At 27.0% G+C, this 22,242-nt stretch carries 20 protein-coding genes; 12 read left to right on the top strand and 8 right to left on the bottom strand.

All coding sequences use genetic code 4. The features are described from left to right. Positions 1–39 precede the first annotated feature (39 nt). From EXC37_RS02090 to EXC37_RS02110, 5 genes are all read right to left on the bottom strand, one after another. Positions 40–732 carry a pseudouridine synthase gene (locus EXC37_RS02090; RefSeq protein WP_006608711.1) on the bottom strand — a complete coding sequence of 231 codons (693 nt, stop codon included), beginning with the start codon at positions 730–732 and terminating at the stop codon, positions 40–42. Then, on the bottom strand, positions 732–2,003 hold the full coding sequence (obgE, locus tag EXC37_RS02095; protein WP_029891801.1) for a GTPase ObgE: 1,272 nt from the start codon (positions 2,001–2,003) through the stop codon (positions 732–734). Before obgE ends, EXC37_RS02090 begins: the two co-directional genes overlap by 1 nt. Positions 2,004–2,108: 105 nt before the next feature. Next, complete coding sequence (locus tag EXC37_RS02100) at positions 2,109–2,912, bottom strand: Cof-type HAD-IIB family hydrolase (protein WP_029891802.1); 804 nt, start codon at positions 2,910–2,912, stop codon at positions 2,109–2,111. Positions 2,913–3,026: 114 nt separating this feature from the next. Beyond that, positions 3,027–4,640, bottom strand: coding sequence for an ABC-F family ATP-binding cassette domain-containing protein (locus EXC37_RS02105; protein ID WP_029891803.1), 1,614 nt, complete (start codon positions 4,638–4,640; stop codon positions 3,027–3,029). A 21-nt stretch (positions 4,641–4,661) separates the two neighbouring features. Next, positions 4,662–5,885, bottom strand: coding sequence for a trigger factor-related chaperone (locus EXC37_RS02110; protein ID WP_029891804.1), 1,224 nt, complete (start codon positions 5,883–5,885; stop codon positions 4,662–4,664). A 310-nt stretch (positions 5,886–6,195) separates the two neighbouring features. Here EXC37_RS02110 and rpsL point away from each other — a divergent pair, with 310 nt between their 5' ends. From rpsL to fusA, 3 genes are read left to right on the top strand one after another with little or no spacing between them, the layout of a single operon-like run. After that, on the top strand, positions 6,196–6,612 hold the full coding sequence (gene rpsL, locus EXC37_RS02115) for a 30S ribosomal protein S12 (protein WP_006608716.1): 417 nt from the start codon (positions 6,196–6,198) through the stop codon (positions 6,610–6,612). Positions 6,613–6,635: 23 nt separating this feature from the next. Continuing rightward, positions 6,636–7,106 carry a 30S ribosomal protein S7 gene (rpsG, locus tag EXC37_RS02120; RefSeq protein WP_006608717.1) on the top strand — a complete coding sequence of 157 codons (471 nt, stop codon included), beginning with the start codon at positions 6,636–6,638 and terminating at the stop codon, positions 7,104–7,106. A 23-nt stretch (positions 7,107–7,129) separates the two neighbouring features. Then, positions 7,130–9,220, top strand: coding sequence for an elongation factor G (fusA, locus tag EXC37_RS02125; protein ID WP_006608718.1), 2,091 nt, complete (start codon positions 7,130–7,132; stop codon positions 9,218–9,220). A 69-nt stretch (positions 9,221–9,289) separates the two neighbouring features. Here the strand turns inward: fusA and EXC37_RS02130 are convergent, their stop codons facing one another. After that, entirely contained in the window at positions 9,290–10,417 is a 1,128-nt protein-coding gene (locus tag EXC37_RS02130; protein WP_029891805.1) for an MAG0770 family lipoprotein, read from the bottom strand. A gap of 72 nt (positions 10,418–10,489) precedes the next feature. Beyond that, positions 10,490–11,626: a methionine adenosyltransferase gene (metK, locus tag EXC37_RS02135; protein WP_029891806.1), complete on the bottom strand. Its 1,137-nt coding sequence runs from the start codon at positions 11,624–11,626 to the stop codon at positions 10,490–10,492. Positions 11,627–11,906: 280 nt separating this feature from the next. Between metK and ftsY the strand changes: the two genes are divergently transcribed. The 3 genes from ftsY to rpmG all read left to right on the top strand — a co-directional run bounded on the left by ftsY (position 11,907) and on the right by rpmG (position 13,411). Next, entirely contained in the window at positions 11,907–12,956 is a 1,050-nt protein-coding gene (gene ftsY / locus EXC37_RS02140; protein ID WP_029891807.1) for a signal recognition particle-docking protein FtsY, read from the top strand. Next, positions 12,949–13,185, top strand: coding sequence for a sigma factor-like helix-turn-helix DNA-binding protein (locus EXC37_RS02145; RefSeq protein WP_006608722.1), 237 nt, complete (start codon positions 12,949–12,951; stop codon positions 13,183–13,185). Before ftsY ends, EXC37_RS02145 begins: the two co-directional genes overlap by 8 nt. A gap of 73 nt (positions 13,186–13,258) precedes the next feature. Then, on the top strand, positions 13,259–13,411 hold the full coding sequence (rpmG, locus tag EXC37_RS02150; RefSeq protein ID WP_029891808.1) for a 50S ribosomal protein L33: 153 nt from the start codon (positions 13,259–13,261) through the stop codon (positions 13,409–13,411). Between the two features lie 71 nt (positions 13,412–13,482). On the opposite strand, the gene EXC37_RS02155 is transcribed toward rpmG, so the two are convergent. Next, positions 13,483–14,592, bottom strand: coding sequence for a hypothetical protein (locus EXC37_RS02155; RefSeq protein ID WP_029891809.1), 1,110 nt, complete (start codon positions 14,590–14,592; stop codon positions 13,483–13,485). Between the two features lie 168 nt (positions 14,593–14,760). Here EXC37_RS02155 and EXC37_RS02160 point away from each other — a divergent pair, with 168 nt between their 5' ends. From EXC37_RS02160 to eno, 6 genes are all read left to right on the top strand, one after another. After that, the gene (locus tag EXC37_RS02160; RefSeq protein WP_165163942.1) at positions 14,761–16,491 is read left to right on the top strand and encodes an ABC transporter permease subunit; all 1,731 of its coding nucleotides are present in this window, start codon (positions 14,761–14,763) and stop codon (positions 16,489–16,491) included. After that, positions 16,476–17,276 (top strand): phosphate ABC transporter ATP-binding protein PstB, encoded by an 801-nt coding sequence (pstB, locus tag EXC37_RS02165; protein WP_006608726.1) that lies wholly within the window; start codon positions 16,476–16,478, stop codon positions 17,274–17,276. The genes EXC37_RS02160 and pstB overlap by 16 nt, the downstream gene beginning before the upstream one ends. Before the next feature lies 1 nt (position 17,277). Then, entirely contained in the window at positions 17,278–17,976 is a 699-nt protein-coding gene (locus tag EXC37_RS02170) for a PhoU domain-containing protein (RefSeq protein ID WP_006608727.1), read from the top strand. Positions 17,977–18,057: 81 nt separating this feature from the next. Next, positions 18,058–19,680: a hypothetical protein gene (locus EXC37_RS02175; protein WP_029891811.1), complete on the top strand. Its 1,623-nt coding sequence runs from the start codon at positions 18,058–18,060 to the stop codon at positions 19,678–19,680. After that, entirely contained in the window at positions 19,670–20,806 is a 1,137-nt protein-coding gene (thiI, locus tag EXC37_RS02180; RefSeq protein ID WP_029891812.1) for a tRNA uracil 4-sulfurtransferase ThiI, read from the top strand. Before EXC37_RS02175 ends, thiI begins: the two co-directional genes overlap by 11 nt. Before the next feature lie 42 nt (positions 20,807–20,848). Beyond that, on the top strand, positions 20,849–22,219 hold the full coding sequence (gene eno / locus EXC37_RS02185; protein ID WP_029891813.1) for a phosphopyruvate hydratase: 1,371 nt from the start codon (positions 20,849–20,851) through the stop codon (positions 22,217–22,219). Positions 22,220–22,242: the final 23 nt, after the last annotated feature.

Raw genomic sequence — 22,242 nt, forward strand, 5'->3', positions numbered from 1 at the left:
TATGCTTATTTTTTATAAAAAAACTAATAACTTACGTTATTAGTTAATTTTAATTTTTACGTATTCGCCTATTTTTAAGTTGAAATCATCTAGATTTCATTTATCAAATTTTGTTCGATGCAAATCTATTACATCATAATTAAGAGTTGCGAGCATTCTTTTTACTTGATGATATTTGCCTTCTTGAATTTCTAATTCAATTTTATTATTTTCAATTATTTTTGCTTTAGATTCTTTCAAAGGCTTTCCATCAAGAACAATTCCTTTTTCAAGCTTTAACAAGTCATTTTGGTCAAAATTTTTATTTAAAGTTACTAAATATGTTTTTCATACTTCTTTTTTACTTGAAGTCAATTCATGATTTAATTTGCCATCATTTGAAATAAGAATTAGACCTGTTGTATCTTTATCTAAACGACCAAAGGTATTTAAGCCTTTGATATTTTTATCAACTTCATCTAAAATGTCATAAATAGTTTGTCCTTCTTTATTATCATGAGAACAAATTACACCTTTTGGTTTATTCATTAAAAAATAAACTAATTGCTCTATATTTAAGACAATATCATCAATTTTGATTTGATCAATTTCAATATCAATTTTAATCAATTCATTAATTACTACATCATTGACTTTAATTCTTTTTTCTTTAATTAATTTTTTTACTTCTGAACGTGAAAAATGTGAATAGTTTGCAATGATTTTTTCAATTCTCTCTTTTTTAGAGAACATTAACTAAAATCTCCATCTCATTCAAATTCAAAATCAAAAATTCTTACTGTATCACCTGTTTCAATACCTTTAGCAAGTAATTCATCTCATACACCAATATTTTTTAATTTCTGATTAAAACGTAATAAATTATCATATGTGTTAATTGGATTACGATCATAAATGTATTGGATTCTAGGACCAGAAATTTCAAAGAAACCCCGATATGGATTGGTGATTTTGAAATCTTCCTCTAAGGTAATTTCCACAACTTCTTCATTTTCTTCATTTTCTTCAACTGGTTTCAATTTATTTACTTCTATTAATTTTCAAAGTTTTTCTTTTAATTCATCTAAGTTGCTTCTTTCAAGAGCACTAATTGAAACTAAATGAACCTTTGGATATTTTTCTTTAAATTTCTCTAAATTAGCTTCATACGCATCCATATCCGCTTTATTTGCAATTACTAATTGTTCTTTCTTTTCAAGTTGTAAACTATATGATTTTAATTCTTCATTAATAACTTCATAATCTTCAATTGGATTTTTATATTCACTACCAAAATCAATAATATGAGCAATAACTCTACATCTTTCAATGTGTCTTAAAAATTGATGTCCTAGTCCTTTACCTAAAGATGCACCTTTAATTAATCCAGGTAAATCTGCAACAGTAAATGAATTTTCATAAAATTTTACTAAGCCTAATTGTGGAACTAATGTTGTAAATTCATATTCAGCAATTTTAGCTTTAGCATTTGATAAAGCAGAAAGTAAAGTACTCTTACCAGCACTTGGCTTTCCCACTACGCCAACATCAGCCATTACTTTCAAAATAATTTCTGCTTCATATTTTTCACCTTTGATACCATTTTCACTAATTCTTGGTGCTGTGTTTCTTGGAGTTTTAAATTTCATATTCCCTCTACCACCATCACCACCTTTAGCCACTAAATATTCTTTTGCTTCAATAATATCTGCAACAACTTTACCTTTATTGTAAATAATTGTTCCCAATGGCACTTTTACATATGTATCTTTACCAGCAGCACCATAAAGATTTTTTGGTCCGCCTTTAACTCCATCTTCAGCAACGATTTTTTTACTTCCATAAAGTGAAAGTAAGGTATTTTTTCCTGGATCACCTACGAAATAGATGTTTCCGCCACGCCCACCATCTCCACCATCTGGACCACCTTTATCAACATGAGCCTCACGACGGAAAGAAATCATTCCGTCTCCACCTTTTCCAGCTTGTAAAGTAATTTTAATTTGATCAATAAAACGTGCCATTTTTGCTCCTTTTTTTTGATTTTGAATATTAGATTAATAATTTTACATTATAAAGATAAAAAATCATTTTGAAAGTCATTAACAAATAAAAAAGCACTATTGTGCTTATTTATTTAGCTTATCTAGATAATCAAGTACAGCATAACCTAAACCATGTTCATTTACATCTTTGGTTATATTGTTTGCTTTTTCTTTAACTTCGTCCTTTGCATTATTCATTACATATGAATGATAAAAACGTTTAAACATTGAAAAATCATTTTCGCTATCACCAATAACCATTACGTCATCAGCATTTACATGATTAAAAACGTTTTCTAACATTCAAGAAATTGCTCTACCTTTTGAGGCACCATATGAAAGAATTTCAATATTCATGTGTGTTTTAATAATTTTGCAATCTAATTGTTCTAAATTTTTAATTAATTCATCAATATTTTCGGTATTTTCAAAATACACTTCAATTTTTGCAACATCTTTTATATCGTTAAAATCTTTAACGATTTCAAACTGTTCGAATGATTCGCTTCTAAAGTAAATTTTGTTTAAAAATTCTTGATCTTCTTCTCTAAAAACATAGAATATTTTACTTGATCAAGCTGCAGCAGAAACATTTTTTTCTTTAAAAAGTTTAAAAATCTTCCTAACAACTTCTTTATCCAAGTACTGCTCTTTGATAAATTTTGCATTTTTGTAATCGTAAATTTGCACACCTGAAGAGCCAATAATATAATCTGCATCTGTAAGCTTGGCTAATTTTAACATTCTTGGACAAATTGGATTGCCTGTTGCAATGTTAAAACTAATATGATTCTGTTTAATAATACCTAAATTGAAGTTAGAAACATAAGCATCTCTTGAATAAATAGTGCCATCAACATCGCTAAATATAATTGGTTGTTTATTCATGTGTCCCCCTAAATTTCTAAATTGCCTATAAAATAATATAAGCAAAATGAAAAAATCCAAATAAAAAAATAGTATCTTTACTAAAAGATACTATAAATAAGTTATAAAAAATTATTAATAATTCATGATTTTTTCATACTCATCAAGAGTTCCATGATAAATAAAACTTTTATCTGGTGAAATTTCCAAAATTACATTGGCTACTTGATTAACTAAAGCACGGTTGTAAGTGGTAAAAATTGCACCACCACGATATTTTTTAAGACCTTCAATTACACTATCAATACTTTCCGCATCTAAGTGATCTAATGGCTGATCTAAAATTAAGAAATTAGCTTCTAAAAGCATCATTCTCGAAAACATTAAACGTGCTTTTTCTCCCCCAGAAGTAACATTAACTTTTTTGAAAACAGTTTCATTAGAAAAAAGCATTCTTCCTAAAAAACCACGCATTCTTTGATCGCTAACATCTCTTGTTTCTTCTGTTGTGTTTTCAAGCGGTCATTTTGAGATTCAATCAAGAATTGAAATATCTTCTTGGAAAAATTCTCTATTTTCATTTGGATAGTAAGTGTGTTTAATTGTTTGTCCTCATTTAATTTCACCAGCGGATGGTTTAATTTTGCCAATTAAACATTCCAAAAATTTTGTTTTGGCAATATCATCTTCTCCAATAAGAACCATCTTTTCACCTTTAGACAAGGTAAAAGACACATTTTCAAATAAAGTTTTTCCATTATCATCAACCAATGTTAAACCTTCCACACTTAAAATATCTTTACCAGGCTCACGATTAATATCCCAATTAATGTAAGGGTATTTACGATTTGAAGGTTTAATTTCATCTAATGTAATTTTTTCAAGAGATTTTTTTCTACTTGTTGCTTGTCTAGATTTTGAAGCATTAGCTGAGAAACGAGCAATAAATTGTTTTAATTTTTCAATTTGTTGCTCTTTTTTAGCATTTGATTGTTTCATCATTTCTCTAGCTAATTCACTACTTTCTTTTCAGAATGAATAGTTACCTGTATAAACTTTTGCTTCATTAAAGTCAATATCAACTATATGAGTACAAATGTTGTCTAAAAAATCACTATCGTGGCTTACTACAATCACAACATTTTGATAATCTGCCAAAAAGTTTTCAAGTCATTTAATTGCTCTTAAATCAAGATGGTTAGTTGGCTCATCCATGATTAAAATGTCAGGATTACCAAACAATGCTTTAGCTAGAAGAACCTTAATTTTTTGATTAGCAGTAAGTTCTGACATTTTTACTTCTCATTTATCTTTAGGTATTTGTAGGCCAGACAATAATTCCTGTGCATCGTTTTCAGCTGTATAACCGCCTAATTCTCCAAATTGTTCTTCTAATTCAGCGGCCCTTGTATAATCATCCATTGTTGCTTCTGGATTAGCATATATAGCATCTTTTTCTACTTTAATTTCATGCAATTCGGTATTTCCCATAATTACAACATCAGTAACTATTAAATCGTCATAAGCGTTATGATCTTGACTTAAAACACTTAAACGGCGGTTTTTTTCAATTAAAATTTGCCCACTTGTTGGCTCGATTTCTTTAGCAAGAATTTTTAAAAATGTACTTTTTCCTGCTCCATTAGCTCCAATAATTCCATAAGTATTACCGGCAGTAAATTTTAAATTTACATTTTCAAATAATTTTTTATCAGTAAAAACTTTACTTAAAGATTGAACTTCAATCATTTTGTTTCCTTTCTTGTTTTATTAATTAACAGATAGTCTAATATCATTTTTAATTTCTTCATAAAATTCTGAATTATTATACTTTGCAATGTAGAGAGCAATTTTTTGTGTATGTAAAATTTGAGCCACTTGTTGTAAATTTAAATTTGCTCCAGTTAAATTCACTGTATTAAAATATTCAATTTCATTTTTAGCTTCTTGCTCGCTAATTAATAAGTTGTGATCTTTTGTAACTAAATATTCAAGTAAAAGAGTAAACATTTTATATTTAGCACTATTTTCAACACGCATCATTAAGTTTTTAACTTCAGGATCACTCATTTCTTTAATTTGACTTAAGGTTTTATCAAGCAATTCATCTTTTAACAATCTTGGATTTTCTCTAATTACTTGCATCATTTCATATTCCAAGTTACTGTTTGAAAAATTAATAGTGTTATTTTTACCAATTTCAAAAATTGCTAATTTATAGTATCTTAACAATTCGTTGCTTGCATGATCCTTAATAAAATCTTGAAACAATTTTGTTTTAAGTTGCTCTAAATTTGTTACATCTTTAATATTTAATTGATCAATATTTTCATTTGTTATCAAAGTCGGAACTTTTCTTTTTACTTCTATAATTTCAATAGTTCAATGGTTGTTTTCTGGATCATTTAATTCAAACTTTTCGCCAACTTTTCTACCTAATACATTTTCATTAATTGAAAAAGAAGGCATAACTTTAGCTTCAATAATTAAATCTTTAATTGGTTGTTTATCTTGTTCTTTATTATTTTTGATTTGATAGTTCAATTTTACCAAATCACCCTTTGAAATAGGTTCTTTAACATCTGTTAAAAGAGGATATTGATTAATAAATTTTTGAAAAGAATTATTTAAAAAATTATTATCAACTTTACGATATTCAAATGGAAAGTGATTATTTTTATAATTAATTTTTTTTAGCTCTTCATGTTCATAAAAAGCAAAGTTAATTTCTGCCTCAAATTTTTCTGTATTAATCTCTTTTACTTCAACATTTGGAGAAACAACATTAAAAATATTTTTAAATTCTTTTTCAATGTTTTCTCTCATTTTATCCAGTTCTTTTTCAGTAACTACATTCACTGCTTCTCTTAAAATTGCATTTTGATCAATTTTTTGTTGTTTAGCAATAGCTGACAAAAGAATTTGATTTTGTATATTTTTTCATTCCTGACCACTTAAATTAATTGTTTCTTTCTTTTCTACATAATTAATCATTTCAATGCTCCTTAATTCAAAACTGCTTATTTAAGTTAATTTAATAATTATATTTATATCTATCTATATTTAGTAGAATTATTTAAAAATTCACTATTTTTCTTTTTTAGATAATAAAAAATAGTATTTTAAAAAATCATGTTTTAAATTTACCAAAAACAGTTAAATAGAAAAAAATAATTTTTTTGATACACACGGCTAAGTTGTTATATAATAACACTCGACTATATTTATATTTATTATTTAATAATATAGTTTTGGACATTTTAAATTTAAAAATTATTCAATATATATAGAAGAAAGGAATTACATGCCAACAATCAATCAATTGGTTACAAATGGTAGAGTTGATAAAGTTCGTAAATCTAAAGCACCTGCTTTAAACTTAGCATTCAACTCATTACATAAAAAACAATTAAAATTGTCAGCGCCTTTTAAAAGAGGTGTATGTACAAGGGTTGCTACAGTTAAACCTAAAAAACCTAACTCAGCGTTACGTAAATACGCTCGTGTTAAATTATCAAATGGAATGGAAGTTACTGCCTACATTGGTGGTGAAGGACATAACTTACAAGAACACTCAGTTGTATTAATTAGAGGTGGTAGAGTTAAAGACTTACCTGGGGTTAGATACCACATCGTGCGTGGAACACAAGATTTAGCCGGAGTTAACAACCGTAAACAAGGTCGTTCACTTTACGGAACTAAGAAAGAGAAAAAAAGCTAATAGCTTAAATTAAAGGAGTATATATGTCAAGAAAAAATAGTGCACCTATTAGAGAAGTTTTAGCTGACCCAATTTTTAACTCAGTTTTAGTTACCAAATTAATTAATACAATTATGTTAGATGGTAAAAAATCAATCGCTCAAGATATTCTTTACTCAGCATTTAACATTGTTAAAGAAAAAACACAAAAAGATCCAATGGAAGTTTTCTTATTAGCTATTGAAAACATTACACCACAATTAGAGGTTAGAACTAGAAGAATTGGTGGAACAAACTACCAAGTTCCAACTGAAGTTTCAGCACGTCGTAAACAAACTTTATCATTAAGATGATTAGTTCAATACGCTCGTCTTAGAAATGAAAAAACTATGGATGTTCGTTTAGCTAACGAAATTATTGATGCATCAAACAAAACAGGTGGAGCTATCAAAAAACGTGAAGACACACACAAAATGGCTGAAGCTAATCGTGCCTTTGCTCACTTTAGATGATAGTTTAATTAGGAATATAAGATACTATGGCTAGAGAATATGAATTAAAAGATTACCGTAACATCGGTATTATGGCTCACATTGATGCAGGAAAAACAACAACCACAGAAAGAATTCTTTTACATACAGGTAAAATTCACAAAATTGGTGAAACTCACGATGGAGCTTCACAAATGGACTGAATGGAACAAGAACAAGAACGTGGTATTACCATTACTTCAGCTGCAACAACAGCTTACTGAAATGGGAAAAGAATTAACATTATCGATACACCAGGACACGTTGATTTCACCGTTGAGGTTGAACGTTCATTACGTGTTTTAGATGGTGCTGTTGCTGTTTTAGATGCCCAAAGTGGTGTTGAACCTCAAACTGAAACAGTTTGAAGACAAGCAACAAATTATAGAGTTCCAAGAATTGTTTATGTTAACAAAATGGATAAAGCTGGTGCTGACTTCTTCATGTCAGTTAAATCAGTTAGAGATAGATTAAATGCTAACGCTGTTGCTATTCAAGTACCTATTGGTGCTGAAAGTTTCTTCGAAGGTATTGTTGATCTTGTAGAAATGAAAGCTTACGTTTATGATGGTAAAGCTGAAGAAATTGCTAAAGAAGTTGAAATTCCAGCTGATTTAGTTGAATTAGTACAAACTAAGAGACAAGAATTAATTGAAGCAGTTGCTACATTTGACGATGAATTTATGATGAAAGTGCTTGAAGGATACAATCCTGAAATTGATGAATTAAAAGCAATGATTAGAAAAGCAACTTTAACATCTGAATTCTTCCCTGTTGTTTGTGGAACCAGCTTTAAAAATAAAGCTGTTAAAAAAATGCTTGATGCTGTTGTCGACTACTTACCTTCTCCACTTGATGTTCCTGCAATTAAAGCAGAATTAAATGGACAAGAATTAGATATTCCTGCAACAGATGACCATGAATTTGCTGCTTTAGCATTTAAAATTATGACTGACCCTTACGTTGGATCATTAACATTCTTCCGTGTTTATGCTGGTGTTCTTAAAAAAGGAAGCTACGTATATAACTCAACTAAAGACGTAAAAGAAAGAATTGGTCGTATTATTCAAATGCACGCAAATAGCCGTCAAGAAATTGATGAATGTTATGCAGGAGATATTAATGCTGCTGTTGGTTTGAAATCAACAACAACTGGTGATACTTTAGTTAGTGAAAAATCTCCACACTACATTTTGGAAAAAATGGTGTTCCCAGAACCTGTTATTTCTCAAGCTCTTGAACCAGAATCAAAAGATGCTATGGAAAAATTAGCACTTGGATTACAAAAACTTGCGGCTGAAGATCCTACATTTAGAACTTACACAGATGAAGAAACTGGACAAACAATTATTGCCGGTATGGGTGAATTACACTTAGATATCATTGTTGATCGTTTAAGAAGAGAACACAACGTTAAAGCTAAAGTTGGTGCTCCACAAGTTTCATACCGTGAAACAATTACCAAAATGGCTGAAGTTGAAGGTAAACACGTTAAACAATCTGGTGGTAAAGGTCAATATGGTCACGTTTGAATTAAATTCGAACCAAACCAAGATCAAGGTTTTGAATTTGTTGATAAAATCGTTGGTGGAAAAATTCCTAAAGAATATATCAAATCAATTCAAAAAGGTCTTGAAGATAAAATGGCAGCAGGTATTTTAGCTGGTTATCCAATGATCGATATTAAAGCAACATTATTTGATGGATCATACCACGATGTCGATTCATCAGAAATGGCTTATAAAATTGCTGCTTCTAAAGCTTTAACTAAAGCTAAAGATCAATTAGGTACTGTATTATTAGAACCTATCATGGACGTTGCTGTTGTTATTCCAGAAGATTACTTTGGTGACATTATGGGTGATTTAACTCGTCGTCGTGGTCAAATCCAAGATAATGAAACTAGAAATGATGGAGCTCACATTATTCGTGCATTAGTTCCTCTTAAAGAAATGTTTGGTTATGCAACTGATATCCGTAGTATGACAGCTGGTCGTGGAACTTACCAAATGCAATTCCACCACTATGAAAAATGTCCAAAAAATATTGCTGATGAAATTATCAAACGTCGTAATATTCAAGTTAAAGACGAAGATTAATAATAAAACAAAAAAAGCACTTTTGTGCTTTTTTTCATATTTAACTTTTTTATAGATTTTTTAGTTAAATTAATTATTAAAATTGTTAATTTCTAAAACAATTGCTTTTGCAACTTTCATTAAATTCTGCATTGGTTCAATTAACTTAGATTCAAAATTCGTTATATATTTTTTCGATTGTCTTGGAGCAATTTGATTATTTGTTACTTCGTTTTTTAATAAACTTAAAAAATTAGTTACATTCAATTTTGCCTCTGGATTATTTATTTCAATTATGTATATATCACTTGTAATATTATTATCTTTTATATATTTGTCTAATGTGTCTATTACATAGTTTATTTGGGCAATTTTATTATTTTTATCAACCACCAATTCATCATTGTCAAAATAAGTAAAAATCATCGAATTTCATTCTCTTCATAAATTAACTGCTGAGTGTGTATGGCCAAAACTACCGTCGCCTAAATTTATATATCCTAATTTACTATAATCAATATTTGTTTTAGTTGCATCAAAAATTTTGTTTTTAAATTCACTTTCAAAACGGCTTTCGTGACTTTTCAAGCGATCAAAAAAGATTTCTTGACTTTCTTTAGCTAATTTTTTTTGACTTTTAAATAAAGGTCAATCCTTGCCTAAATCATTTGAATTAAATTCATCTAAAAATCTAGATATATATCAAGAATTAAATGCCTTATAATCACTTAAAATTACGTCATAAATTTCAGTATTAATTCTTGAAAAATTATTCATTTGAATTGCTAAATTATCTGCATTATCGTTTTGACTTAAATCAAATTGATCAAGAAGAAATGAAAAATCATCTTTAAGACTTATAAACTGGCCATTTTTATAATAACCTAAATCTTTAAATTCATTACTTTTAATCAACAAGGAATTTACTAAAGAATTTTTAACAATTCGATCATTTCAAAAATTAGTAAGTGCCGTCGCTTTATTTAAATTAAATTTAAAATACTCTAAAGCACCATTAGAATTTTGAACATTTAAAAAATCTTTTAATTCTTGATAGTAAAAAAGGTAAGAATTATAATATTTTCTTATTTGCGCCACAAATTGTGTTTCTAGTGTTTTGGAAAGATCATAAAAACTACTAGTACAGCTTGTTGAAATAATTGTTGTTGATAAAATTGCAGAAAATAAAAAGTGTTTTGAAAATTTTTTTAGTTTCATATATCCATTCTACGTTGTTTATATTTTACTTAATAAAAGTTAAAAAAGAAAAAAATAGACATTGTCTATTTCTTAATTATTGAAAAATTCTTTTAATTCTGCTACCTTATTTAATCTTTCTCAAGGTAAATTAAGATCATCTCTTCCAAAATGACCAAAATAAGAAGTTGGTGCAAAAATTGGCTTTCTCAAATCTAAATCTTTAATAATAGCAGCGGGTCTTAAATCAAAAATTGAATAGATAGCATCGATAATTTTATCATCAATTTCTTTTGAAACTAATCCAAAGGTATTTACGGCAATTGAAGTTGGTTGGGCAATTCCAATTGCATATGAAATTTGAATTTCTATTTTATTAACTATTCCTGTAGCAACAATATTTTTGGCAATTCACCTTGCGGCATAAGCAGCAGAACGATCTACTTTTGTAGAATCTTTACCACTAAATGCTCCACCGCCGTGTCTTGCGGCACCGCCGTAAGTATCTACAATTATTTTTCTTCCTGTTAATCCTGTATCTCCAATTGGTCCACCTATGACAAATTTTCCTGTTGGATTAATATAAATTTTTTCAGGTAATTCAAAACCATATTTGTCTAAAACTACTTTAATTATGTTGTTTTTAATGAAATCTTTAAATTCTTTTTCATCAAAATTAGCGTCATGCTGAATTGAAGTTAAAACAGTGTCAATTTTTATCGCATTAGAATTTGTATAATCAACAGTAACTTGACTTTTCATATCACTTTTTGCATATTTAAATTCACCGTTTTCACGTAATTTATCGGCTAATTTGACAATTTCGTGTGCAAGAGTAATTGCTAAAGGCATATATGTTGTAGTTTCATTAGTGGCATAACCAAACATAATTCCTTGATCACCTGCTCCTATTTCATTATCTAATAATACTCCTTGTTTAATATCAGGACTTTGAGTTTTAACATCCAATTGAATTTTCAAACCGTCTTTATATTGACCTGCTTTTTTCAAAACTTTAATGGCTACTGCTTCATGATCAATAGTTGCTAATGAAGATACTTCTCCTCCAATAGTCAAAATATTTCCACTTGCCATTGTTTCAATGGCCACGTGCGAATTTGGATCCTGTTTTAAATATTCATCAAGAATGGTATCTGAAATTTGATCACAAATTTTATCAGGGTGACCCTGACCAACTGATTCACTTGTAAAAAGTATTTTATGTTTCATAATAAAAAAAATCTCCTTAAGTCCAAACATAACTTGAGGAGTTAAATTTTCACATGTTAGATGATTATTCATCCCTTGTTATCCACCTTGCAATTTGTAGGTTGGCATGCATCAAAGCTACTAAGCTCCGCAACTCGTTATGTTTGTATTAAAATAATAAAGTAAAAAAATTTTTTTGGTATAAAAAAGTGAAAAATTTTAGAAATACTTTTCCATTAAATAATAGATATAATTAAAAGAATATTAAAAATAAAACTAAGAATTTTAGCAAGGAGACATAATGGGTTTTTTCAATTATTTAAAAAATAAAATTTTTAAAAAGAAAGATGATGTTGCTTTAAAAGAAGAAGAATTAAAAAAACAAAGTGAACTTGAATTAATTGAATCTAAAAAACTTGAAAAATATAATGCAGGTTTAGCAAAAACATCTTCACTTGGTCAAAAAATTTTTAACTTGCAATCTAAACACAAAAATATCAATGAAGATTTTTTTGAAGAGTTAGAAGAAATTTTAATCATGAGTGATATTAATGCTTCATTAGTTTATGCAATTGTTACTCACATTAAAAATGAAGTAGTAAAAAGAAATTTAACTGATGTTAAAGAAATCGGTGAATTAGTTGCCGATCAAATGTTTGTTGTTTATACAAACAAAAGTATCGTTGACACAACTTTAAATTATCAAGATGGACGTTTAAATGTATTCATCTTTATTGGAGTTAATGGTAGCGGGAAAACTACATCAATTGCTAAAATTGCCCATAAATACGTTAAAGAAGGAAAAAAAGTTTTAATTGCTGCAGCAGATACTTTTAGAGCTGGTGCTGTTAATCAATTAGAAATTTGAGCACAACGTGCAAATGCTGAAATTATCAAACCTGTTAAAGAAGGTGCAGATCCATCATCTGTTGTTTATGCTGCTTTAGAAAAGGCTAAAAATGAAAATTATGATCTTTTATTAATTGATACAGCTGGTAGATTACAAAATAAAATTAATTTAATGAAAGAATTAGAAAAAATGTATCAAATTATTCAAAGATTTCAAGATGATGCACCACACGATTGTTTGTTAGTTTTAGACGCTACAACTGGTCAAAATGGAGTTTCACAAGCTAAAGCTTTTAGCGAAGTTGCGCATCCAACTGGAATTATTTTAACGAAAATGGATGGAACTTCAAAAGGTGGAATTGTTTTATCAATCAAAGATGAATTTGATCTAAATGTTAAGTATATTGGATTGGGAGAAGGACTTGAAGATTTAGAAGAATTCGATTTAGATAAATTTATTTATACAATGACAAAAGATTTAATGGATGATCAAAATGACTAAAGACATTAATGATATTGAAGTAGTTGAATACTATATTCAGTTATTTGAAAAATATCAAAATTTTTTAACACAAACTCAAAAACAAGCTTTTCAACTTTATTTTCATGAAAACTTATCTTACCAAGAAATAGCAAATATTACTGCTACTACACGTTCAGCTGCTTATGATAGTGTTAAAAAAGCTTTAACTAATCTTGAAAAAATTGCTAAAAAATTTGAAAAAATATAAGATAAAAATAATAGAATTTTAAGCTTTTCATATATAATGGTAATTACTTTAGAACTTAAAAATAGGAGGGTTTATGTCAAGAGAAGGATTTACATTAGGTTGCACAGTATGTAAAAATGAAAATTACATCAGCAAAAAAAATAAAAAAAATAATCCAGAAAAATTAGAACTTGCTAAATACTGCAACACATGTAGAAAATCAACACCTCACAAAGAGAAAAAATAATTTTTCTCCCTTTCCTAAAGTTGCTACAAACAAGCAATTTTATTCAAAAAAACAAACTTATGTTTGTTTTTTTATTTATAGTCTGGTTCTAAGTTATTTGGATTTTTTAATAAAAAATCCCATTCTTCTTGATTATCTGCTTTTAGATTCAAAACATTCATTAAAATTTCTTGATTAGGAATTAATAAGCTGTTGTTTTTGTAAACGTTAAAAAGATTATTCTCTTTTCTTGTATTTGGATTTAAGAAATCATAGATAAATTGAATATTTTTATTTAAGTTCTCTTTTAATGAAAAAGATAAATAAAAAAATCTTTTTCAACCATAATTTACTTCTTCTGGTTTAACTAATTGATTATCAATGTCTTGTTTAACCAAGACATAATTATCATTTTGTCAAAAATTTGTATTATTAATTAAAAATCCATAACTAAAAAGAGCAATTTTGCCTTTTGAGGTTTGAAAATTAATATAGTCCGGTAATGCTCTAGTATCAGATTCATCTAGTGTTTGCACAGGAAATGAGGGGTTACCTATTGTATTTGATAAAAATTTAGCAGCTTTATCATTGGCTTTTATATTTTTGTATGGATTATCTTTAACAAAAGTTTCTGCTTTTCCACTTGCACCATAACCACCGCTTCTATAAAAAGGGGTTATTTCATAATTATATTCTTTAGGTACCTGCTCGTTTTCTTTTAAAAAATCATTTAAAGTTAATTGATATTCGCCACCAAAAGCATTCAAAATTTTTTCTCAATTATCTTTGCCAAAATAAAAATTTTTGTTTTTATCTTCTTCTCTCACTTTTAATAAAAAAGTCATTTTTTCTTCTGCAACTGGAATAGTTTTTATTTTTTGTTCTTTTCATTTTTTTTGATTTTCAATGCTTAAAGAAGAATTTTCACTAATAGGATTTTTTGATAGTGCAGCAAATGTAGCTTTTTTATGCAATAAATTATCAATTCCTGATGAAGATCCTAAAGATTCAATATCTAAAAGATATTTATTTTTATCATAAAGATAAGAAGAAATTCCATTTAAAAAAGATCACATACTTGTTGAGCCTTTAATTGAAATTACTTTATTGTTTGTTGAACATGAAATAACTGAAGACGACAAAAAGAAAGTACTTAGTACAATACCATTAACTAAAATTCATTTTTTAAAATGATTTTTCATGTTCAAATTATAGATTAAAATTTTTTTGAAATTTGAAAAATATTAATCCTTTTTTGTTATTATTTTGAAATAGTGAAAACAAATTTTAAAAATGGTAATCATGAAAAATTAAATAAAAATTTTTCTATTGTGATTCTATTAATAGGATTGTTTTTAATATCGTCTTTTTTGGTTTTTATAGTTTACAAATCATTTTACAGTTTTAAATATTACAAAAGTGAAATTTTTACTTTTACTTCTAATTTAAATACAGCTTTTAGTGGCGGTATTTTTCTTCCGCTTTTAACTACATTCATTGTTGCTTTTTTCACACTAATTATTTCTTGTCCTATAGGTTTAAAAATTGCATTTTGATTAAATTTAAGAAATAAAAATCATAAAATCTATCAAAAAAGTAAATTCTTTTTAAAAGTATTTAATGGTTTACCATCTGTTATTTTTGGACTGTTTGCCTTAATGGTTATCTCAAAATGAGTGCAGTTTATATTTAGATTAAATTCAGGAACAAATATTTTAAATGCAATTCTCATGTTATCTATTATGGCAATACCTACCATAACAAATAATATTATTCAAACCTTAGAAAAAGTGGAAATTGAATTAAAAAATTCGGCTAAATCATTAGGACTAAATACAAGTAAAATTGCCTATAAAATAGTCAAAAAAGAAATACGAAAAGAAATTTGAAGTGCTTATTTTTTAGCTTTTTCAAAAGTAATGGGTGAATCTGTTGCTTTAATGTTTATTTTGAAGTCACAAAATTACTTAAATATCTATAATAAAGGTTTTTTGGGAATATTAAATTCTTCATTAAAAACAATTGGGGCCTTACTACCAGCAAACTTTTTTGCTGAAAATGGAGGCGATGCTTTAAGAAGTTTAATGTTTGCTTTAGGATTAATCCTTTTTATCTTTATTATTTTTCTTAATTTGCTATTAACAAGCTTAATTGGTAAAAAAAGAAAAATTAAAATTAGAAATTTAGAAACTTTGAATTTATTTTTTTTAAAAAACATTAAAAACAAGAAAATTATTAATGACTTTTATAATATTAATAAAATTTTTTGAGAATTGTTTTCTGTTCTAATTTTTCTAATTGTTGGAATATGAATAATGGGAGATATAGTTCTAAATGGATTAAAATCTTTTTTTAATGAAAACAATACTTTAGTTGGAAACAATGGTGATTCAACTTTAAGAGCATTGCTTAATACATTAATTATTGGATTTTTTGCATTGCTAATTGCCTTTCCGATTTCTTTCTTTTCTGTTGTTTATATTAGTGAATATGCAGTCAATAAAAAAATTAAAAATTCTTTCTCTTCTCTTATTGATGCTTTTACTTCTGTGCCATCTATAATTTTTGGATTATTTGGTTATTCTGTTTTTATTTCGACATTTGGTTTTACAGCCGGTGGTAGTCAATCACACTCATTGTTAGCAGGAATTTTAACAATTTCAATGTTTATTATTCCTTTTATGATAAAAAGTATTCAAATAAGTTTTGATAGTTTTGATCATAATTTAAAAATAGCTGCACAAGCATTAGGACTATCAAAAGCCAAAATTATCTACAAATTAATATTTCCTAAAATTTGACCTAAATTAATTAATGTTTTAATTTTAATGCTCGCCAAGATAACTTCAGAAAGTGCTCCTTTTTTACTAACTACCGGAATGACTAATTCACCTATTTTGAGTTTGACGACTTTTGGTCAAACTATAACAACAAGAATGGTAGTTCAACTAAATAGTGCGGCGTCAAATGCGATAAATATAATGTATGAATGTGCTTTGATTTCTTTAATTCTATTCACATCATTATTCTATGTTTCTGATAAGATAATTCCAAAAATTTCTATGTTTAATTTTAAGAGGTTTATATGAGCGAAAAAATAAACAATAAAATAATTTTTAAAGTTGAAAATTTAAATTTCTGATACAACAATAAAGCAAAACAAGCTTTATTTAACATAAATTTAGAAATTAAAGAAAACAAAACAGTAGCTTTAATTGGTCCTTCTGGATGTGGAAAAAGTACTTTCTTAAAATTATTGAATCGTATTCAAGATGAAAATAATGCAAATGTTTATGAGGGTAAAATCTGATATTGAAAAAATGAAAGTCAAGAATTTGTGGACTTAAAAGATAGAAAAAAAATAAATAATATAGAACTACGACAACAAGTTGGTATGGTTTTTCAACAACCTACTGTTTTTCCTGTTTCAATTTATGAAAATATAGCAATTGGACTTAAAAACATTGGAATTTTTGATCCAAAAATTTTAGATCAAAAAGTTGAAGATGCACTTAAAAAAGCTGCTTTATATGACGAAGTAAAAGATAAACTTAAATCATCAGCAGCAGATCTTTCTGGCGGACAAAAACAAAGATTATGTATTGCTAGAACTATCGCTTTAGAACCAAAAGTAATTTTAATGGATGAACCAACATCGGCTTTAGATCCTATAGCTACGCAAAAAATTGAAAATTTAATTTTAAGTTTAAAAAATGATTACACAATTATTATTGTTACACATTCAATGTCACAAGCACAAAGAGTAACTGATGAAACAATTTTCTTTCTAAGCGGCGAAGTTATTGAACACTCAAGTACTAGACAAATTTTTACAAGTCCTCTAAATTCTAAAACTCGTGACTATATTATGGGAAAGATAGGTTAGTATGTCAATTAACTATAAACTACTAAAAAAGAGCGAAGAACATTTAAAAGAATTTTTTTATAGCTATGTCAATCATTCTATTAATATGCATGATTTAGTTTTAAATTTTATTAAACAATCATATTTAAAGGATGATTCTACAAAAATTTTTGATGAAATTTATAAATTAGAACAAATAAGTGATCGAATTCAAGTTGAAAATTTTGATGAATTATTATGAGATATCTCTAAAGATCAACCAATGTTGGATCATTTGCGTTGATATATTTGCGTACTTAATTCATTAGGTGATATTGAAAGAATCAATGATTATTTATTTTCGATTGCAAACTTTTTTAATAAGTATAAAACTAACATGATTAATGAAATTTATCAAATGGCTATTGAACTTAATGAAAAATTAAATTCAATTTTTCATAATTTTTTAAAATATACTCGTAGAAAACAAGCAAGTAAATTTTTTGAAGTTTTTAAAAAAGAAAAAGAGGATTATAAAATATTCTGTGATCAAAAAATTGAAAAATTAGCCCAAATTTTAAATGAAAAAAATGTTGATATTCAAATCATTATTAAACTTTCTTATGAACTTCATGCGCACTATAGAGTTGTAGAAAGAATGGAAAATATTTTAGAAAATCTTGTTTTCATTAATGAACCTGAGTTTTTTAAAAAGAAAATTGAAAAAAATGAATTAATTTAAAGAACTTTTGATGGTTCTTTTTTATGCTTTCTTTAGTTTTAATATAGAAATATTAAACAGCTTTTGTATATAATAAGCATTATGGAAAAATTATGAATTATTTTAGGAATTGTTGCAATTTTTCTTCTTGCCGCTGTTCCTCTTTTCACCTTTTTAATCTATCGAAGATACAAAATTGACAAATATAAAAAAATTAAAGATAGTTGATTTTTTAAGTTAGAAAATGACACAAATAATCGATATACAACTCTGAAAAGATTTAAATTTTTAGTAAAAAATCAACCAAATTTAAGTGATAAAGTTATAATACTCGAGCGTTTAGATGAAACAATGGATCAGTTAAGAATTAAGATTAAAATTTCTTTGCAAGATGCAAGTGATTTAGAAAAAAAATATAAAGTTTTTGAACTTAAAAAAATGTTTAAAAATCTTGATTCAATTTTTAAAAAATATGAAAATAGTTCCGCTGAATTTGAAGAATTATCGCAAACAACTAACTTACATTGAAATATAATCGAAAATGTTGCTGAATCTTCTTTTGATATTTTGAAGTACACTGAAAACTATATTGAACGCAATCAAAATTATTTAATTAATTCAAAAGACGAAATTTTAAACAAAATTATCCAATTCAAACGTGAAACAGCCAATTTAGAAGAAGAAAAGTTAAAGAAAAATATTTCACAAGTTTCTAATCAATTAAATGAGAATGAGAAAAAAATTATTAATTTTGTTAAAAAAGTTGATAGACTCAAAAAATTTGAATTCATAATTTTTAAATATTTACCTAATGAATTAAATACAATGAAAAATTCTAATAATTTTGATGCAAATGAAATTGACAATCTAATCCAAAGAAATGAAAAAATTAAAAAAGATTTTGTTTACCAACATTATCAAACTACTCAAAATGAATTAAGAAAAATTTTGTTTAGAATTTACTTCTTGAAAATAAAAAATAAAGAAAAAGAAAAAATTTCAGATTTCATTCCACAAATTTTAATTAAAATGAATGTTCTTCTTGACGATTTACATAAAGAAATTAAAAAGAGACAAAATTGATTTAACAAGATTAATTTTGACAAAATTATTTCTCTACTTAGTGGATTTAAAAAAGTAATTAGTTTAGAAATCGATAATAAACAAAATCAAATTACTTCATTGGAAAAGCTACAAAATTTCCTTAATGAAACTATTGATTTTATTGAAAAAATTAATAAATTCATACTAGAAGAACAAAAACAAGCAAATGCCAAATTATACTTTTTGAATTATTCGCAAATTAGTTATGAACTTTTTTTAAAAACCTTTAAAGATTTTGAACTTTTAGAAAAAACAAATGCGAATGAAAAATTGAATAGTGATTTATTAAAAGCACATAAATTGTTTGATGATTTTAAAGAACAAATTTATAGAAATAAAGAAAAAAGTGGACGAATAGATTTTGAAAAAATTCTTCAAAGTGAATTTTGAAAAGAAAAAGAAAAATTGTTACTTGAAGCATTTAAAAAGTCATATAAAGCATATTTATACAAAGAAATGACAAATCAGTTACTTGAAAATTCATATTTATTAAGACATAACAATGAAAAATTTATTAATTTAATCGAAGGAGTTAATAAATTTATGAAAACTAAAAATTATGAACAAGCATATGAATTATTAAGTAACTATCTAAAAAAGGAAAAAAGATATGTACGATAAAATTTTAATTCGTTATGGAGAACTTACACTTAAACATAAAAATCGTCAAAACTTTATTGACAAACTTGCAGATAATGTTTGAAAAATTGTGGGTGAAAAGCCTAAAGCTGGTTTTGATCGAATGTATTTAAATTACACAAATTTAAATCTAGAAAAACTAAATTTTGTTTTTGGAATTACTTCTTATTCTCCTGCAATTGTGTGCGACAAAGATCTTGAAATAATCAAAGAAAAAATCAAATTATTAGTTAAAAATAATATTAAAACTTTCAAAATTAGTGCTAGAAGATCAGATAAAAGTTACCCTCTTACATCAAATGAATTAAATCAAACTTTGGGGGCTTTTTTACTTAATGAGTTTTCTAATTTAAAAGTAGATGTACACAACCCAGATTTAATAGTTAACGTTGAAATTAGAAAAAATGAAGCATTTATTTTTGATAAAGAAATTCAAGGTTTAGGTGGTCTACCAGTGGGAACTGCTGGAAAAGTTTTACATCTTATGAGTGGAGGAATTGATTCTCCAGTAGCCGCTTATCAATTAATGAAAAGAGGTCTTGAAATTGTTTATCTTTCATTTATTTCTCCACCACAAACTGATGAAAAAACTGTTAATAAATTAAAAAATTTAATTCAAATTCTTAATCAATATCAGGGCAAATCCACCTTACACTTGGCCACATATACCAAGTTAATGAATTACATTTATCTCACTTCTAATTCTTCATATCGTATTAATTTAATGAGAAGAAGTTTTTACCGAATAGCTAGTAAATTAGCAGAAAAAAATAATATTTTAGCATTATCAAATGGAGAAAATTTAGGACAAGTAGCATCACAAACTTTAGAGTCAATCAATACAATATCATCACAAAGTAGTTTAGTAATTTTTAGACCACTACTTACTAATGACAAAAACGAAACAATTGAGATTGCTAAAAAAATTAAAACATATGAACTTTCAATTCAAAAAGCCAATGAAACTTGCGAACTTTTTGCTCCTAAAAAGCCTGTAACTAGACCAAAAAAAGAAGAAGCAGAATTTTTAGAAAATGAATTAAACATGATTGGAGAAATGGAAGAGGAAATTCTTAATCAAAATATTGAAAAAATTTACTTTAATTAAGATTAAAATTAAAGTAGTAATTTTTTAAGATAAGGAGATTTTATGTCAGCAATTACAAAAATTTTAACAAGAGAAATTCTTGACTCAAGAGGTAATCCAACCGTTCAAGTTGAAGTTTTTACAGCAAATGGAGGTCATGGAATAGCAAATGTTCCTTCTGGTGCTTCAACTGGATCAAAAGAAGCGTTAGAATTGAGAGATAAAGGCAGTGAATTTGAAACCAATTGATTTGGCGGAAAAGGTGTTATGAATGCTGTAAAAAATGCTCAAATTCTAGGACAGTATTTAGTTAACTGAAAATTTGACGTTTTTAATCAGAGGGAAATCGATCAAACATTAATACAACTAGACGGCACACCTAATAAAAATAAATATGGAGCTAACGCAATTTTAGGAATTAGTCTAGCAGTTGCTCGCGCTGCTGCAAATGAATTGAAAATGCCTCTTTATAAATATTTAGGAGGTGTTAATGCTTCATTACTTCCTTTACCAATGTTGAATGTTTTAAATGGTGGTGCACACGCATCTAATACTGTTGATTTCCAAGAATTCATGATCATGCCACTAGGAGCTAAAACTTTTAGAGAAGCATTGCAAATGGCAAATAAAGTTTTTCACACTTTAGCAAAAATACTAAAAAATAACGGGCATGGCACTCAAGTAGGAGATGAAGGTGGATTTGCTCCAAACGCTCATAGTCATGAAGAAATTTTAGATTATTTAATTGAGGCCATTGAAAAAGCTGGTTATACTCCTTCAACAAGTGGCGAAAACGCAATTGCAATTGCAATTGATGCTGCAGCAAGTGAAATTTATAATGAAGAAACAGGAATTTATACTTTTAAAAAACTTAAAGAAGCTATAGACAATAATAAACCTGGTTTTGAACACTTACAAAAACAAAAACTTTCATTTACAACAGATGAATTACTAGATTATTATCAATCACTTGTTAACAAATATCCTATTATTTCAATTGAAGATGGATTTGCAGAGAATGATTGAGATGGATTTGTTAAATTTACTGCAAAATTTGGAAACAAAGTTCAAATTGTTGGGGATGATTTAACTGTTACTAATCCAAAATTGCTTGAGAAAGCAATTAATGAAAAAGCAATGAATTCAATTTTAATTAAACTTAATCAAATTGGTACTTTAACTGAAACTATTGATGCAATTCAATTAGCACAAATTAACAATATGACAGCTGTTGTAAGTCATCGTTCAGGAGAAACTGAAGATTCAACTATTGCAGACTTAGCTGTAGCTCTAAGCACAGGACAAATCAAAACAGGTTCTTTATCAAGAAGCGATAGAATTGCAAAATATAACAGATTATTACAAATTGAAGAAGAATTGGGCGAATCTGCACAATTTAAAGCTGAAAAATCATTTTACAATTTAATTAAATAATGGAAAAAGCTCCATTATTTTTT

Origin of the sequence: Mycoplasmopsis columbina (assembly GCF_900660685.1) — a bacterium.
Lineage (GTDB): Bacteria > Bacillota_I > Bacilli_A > Mycoplasmatales > Metamycoplasmataceae > Mycoplasmopsis > Mycoplasmopsis columbina.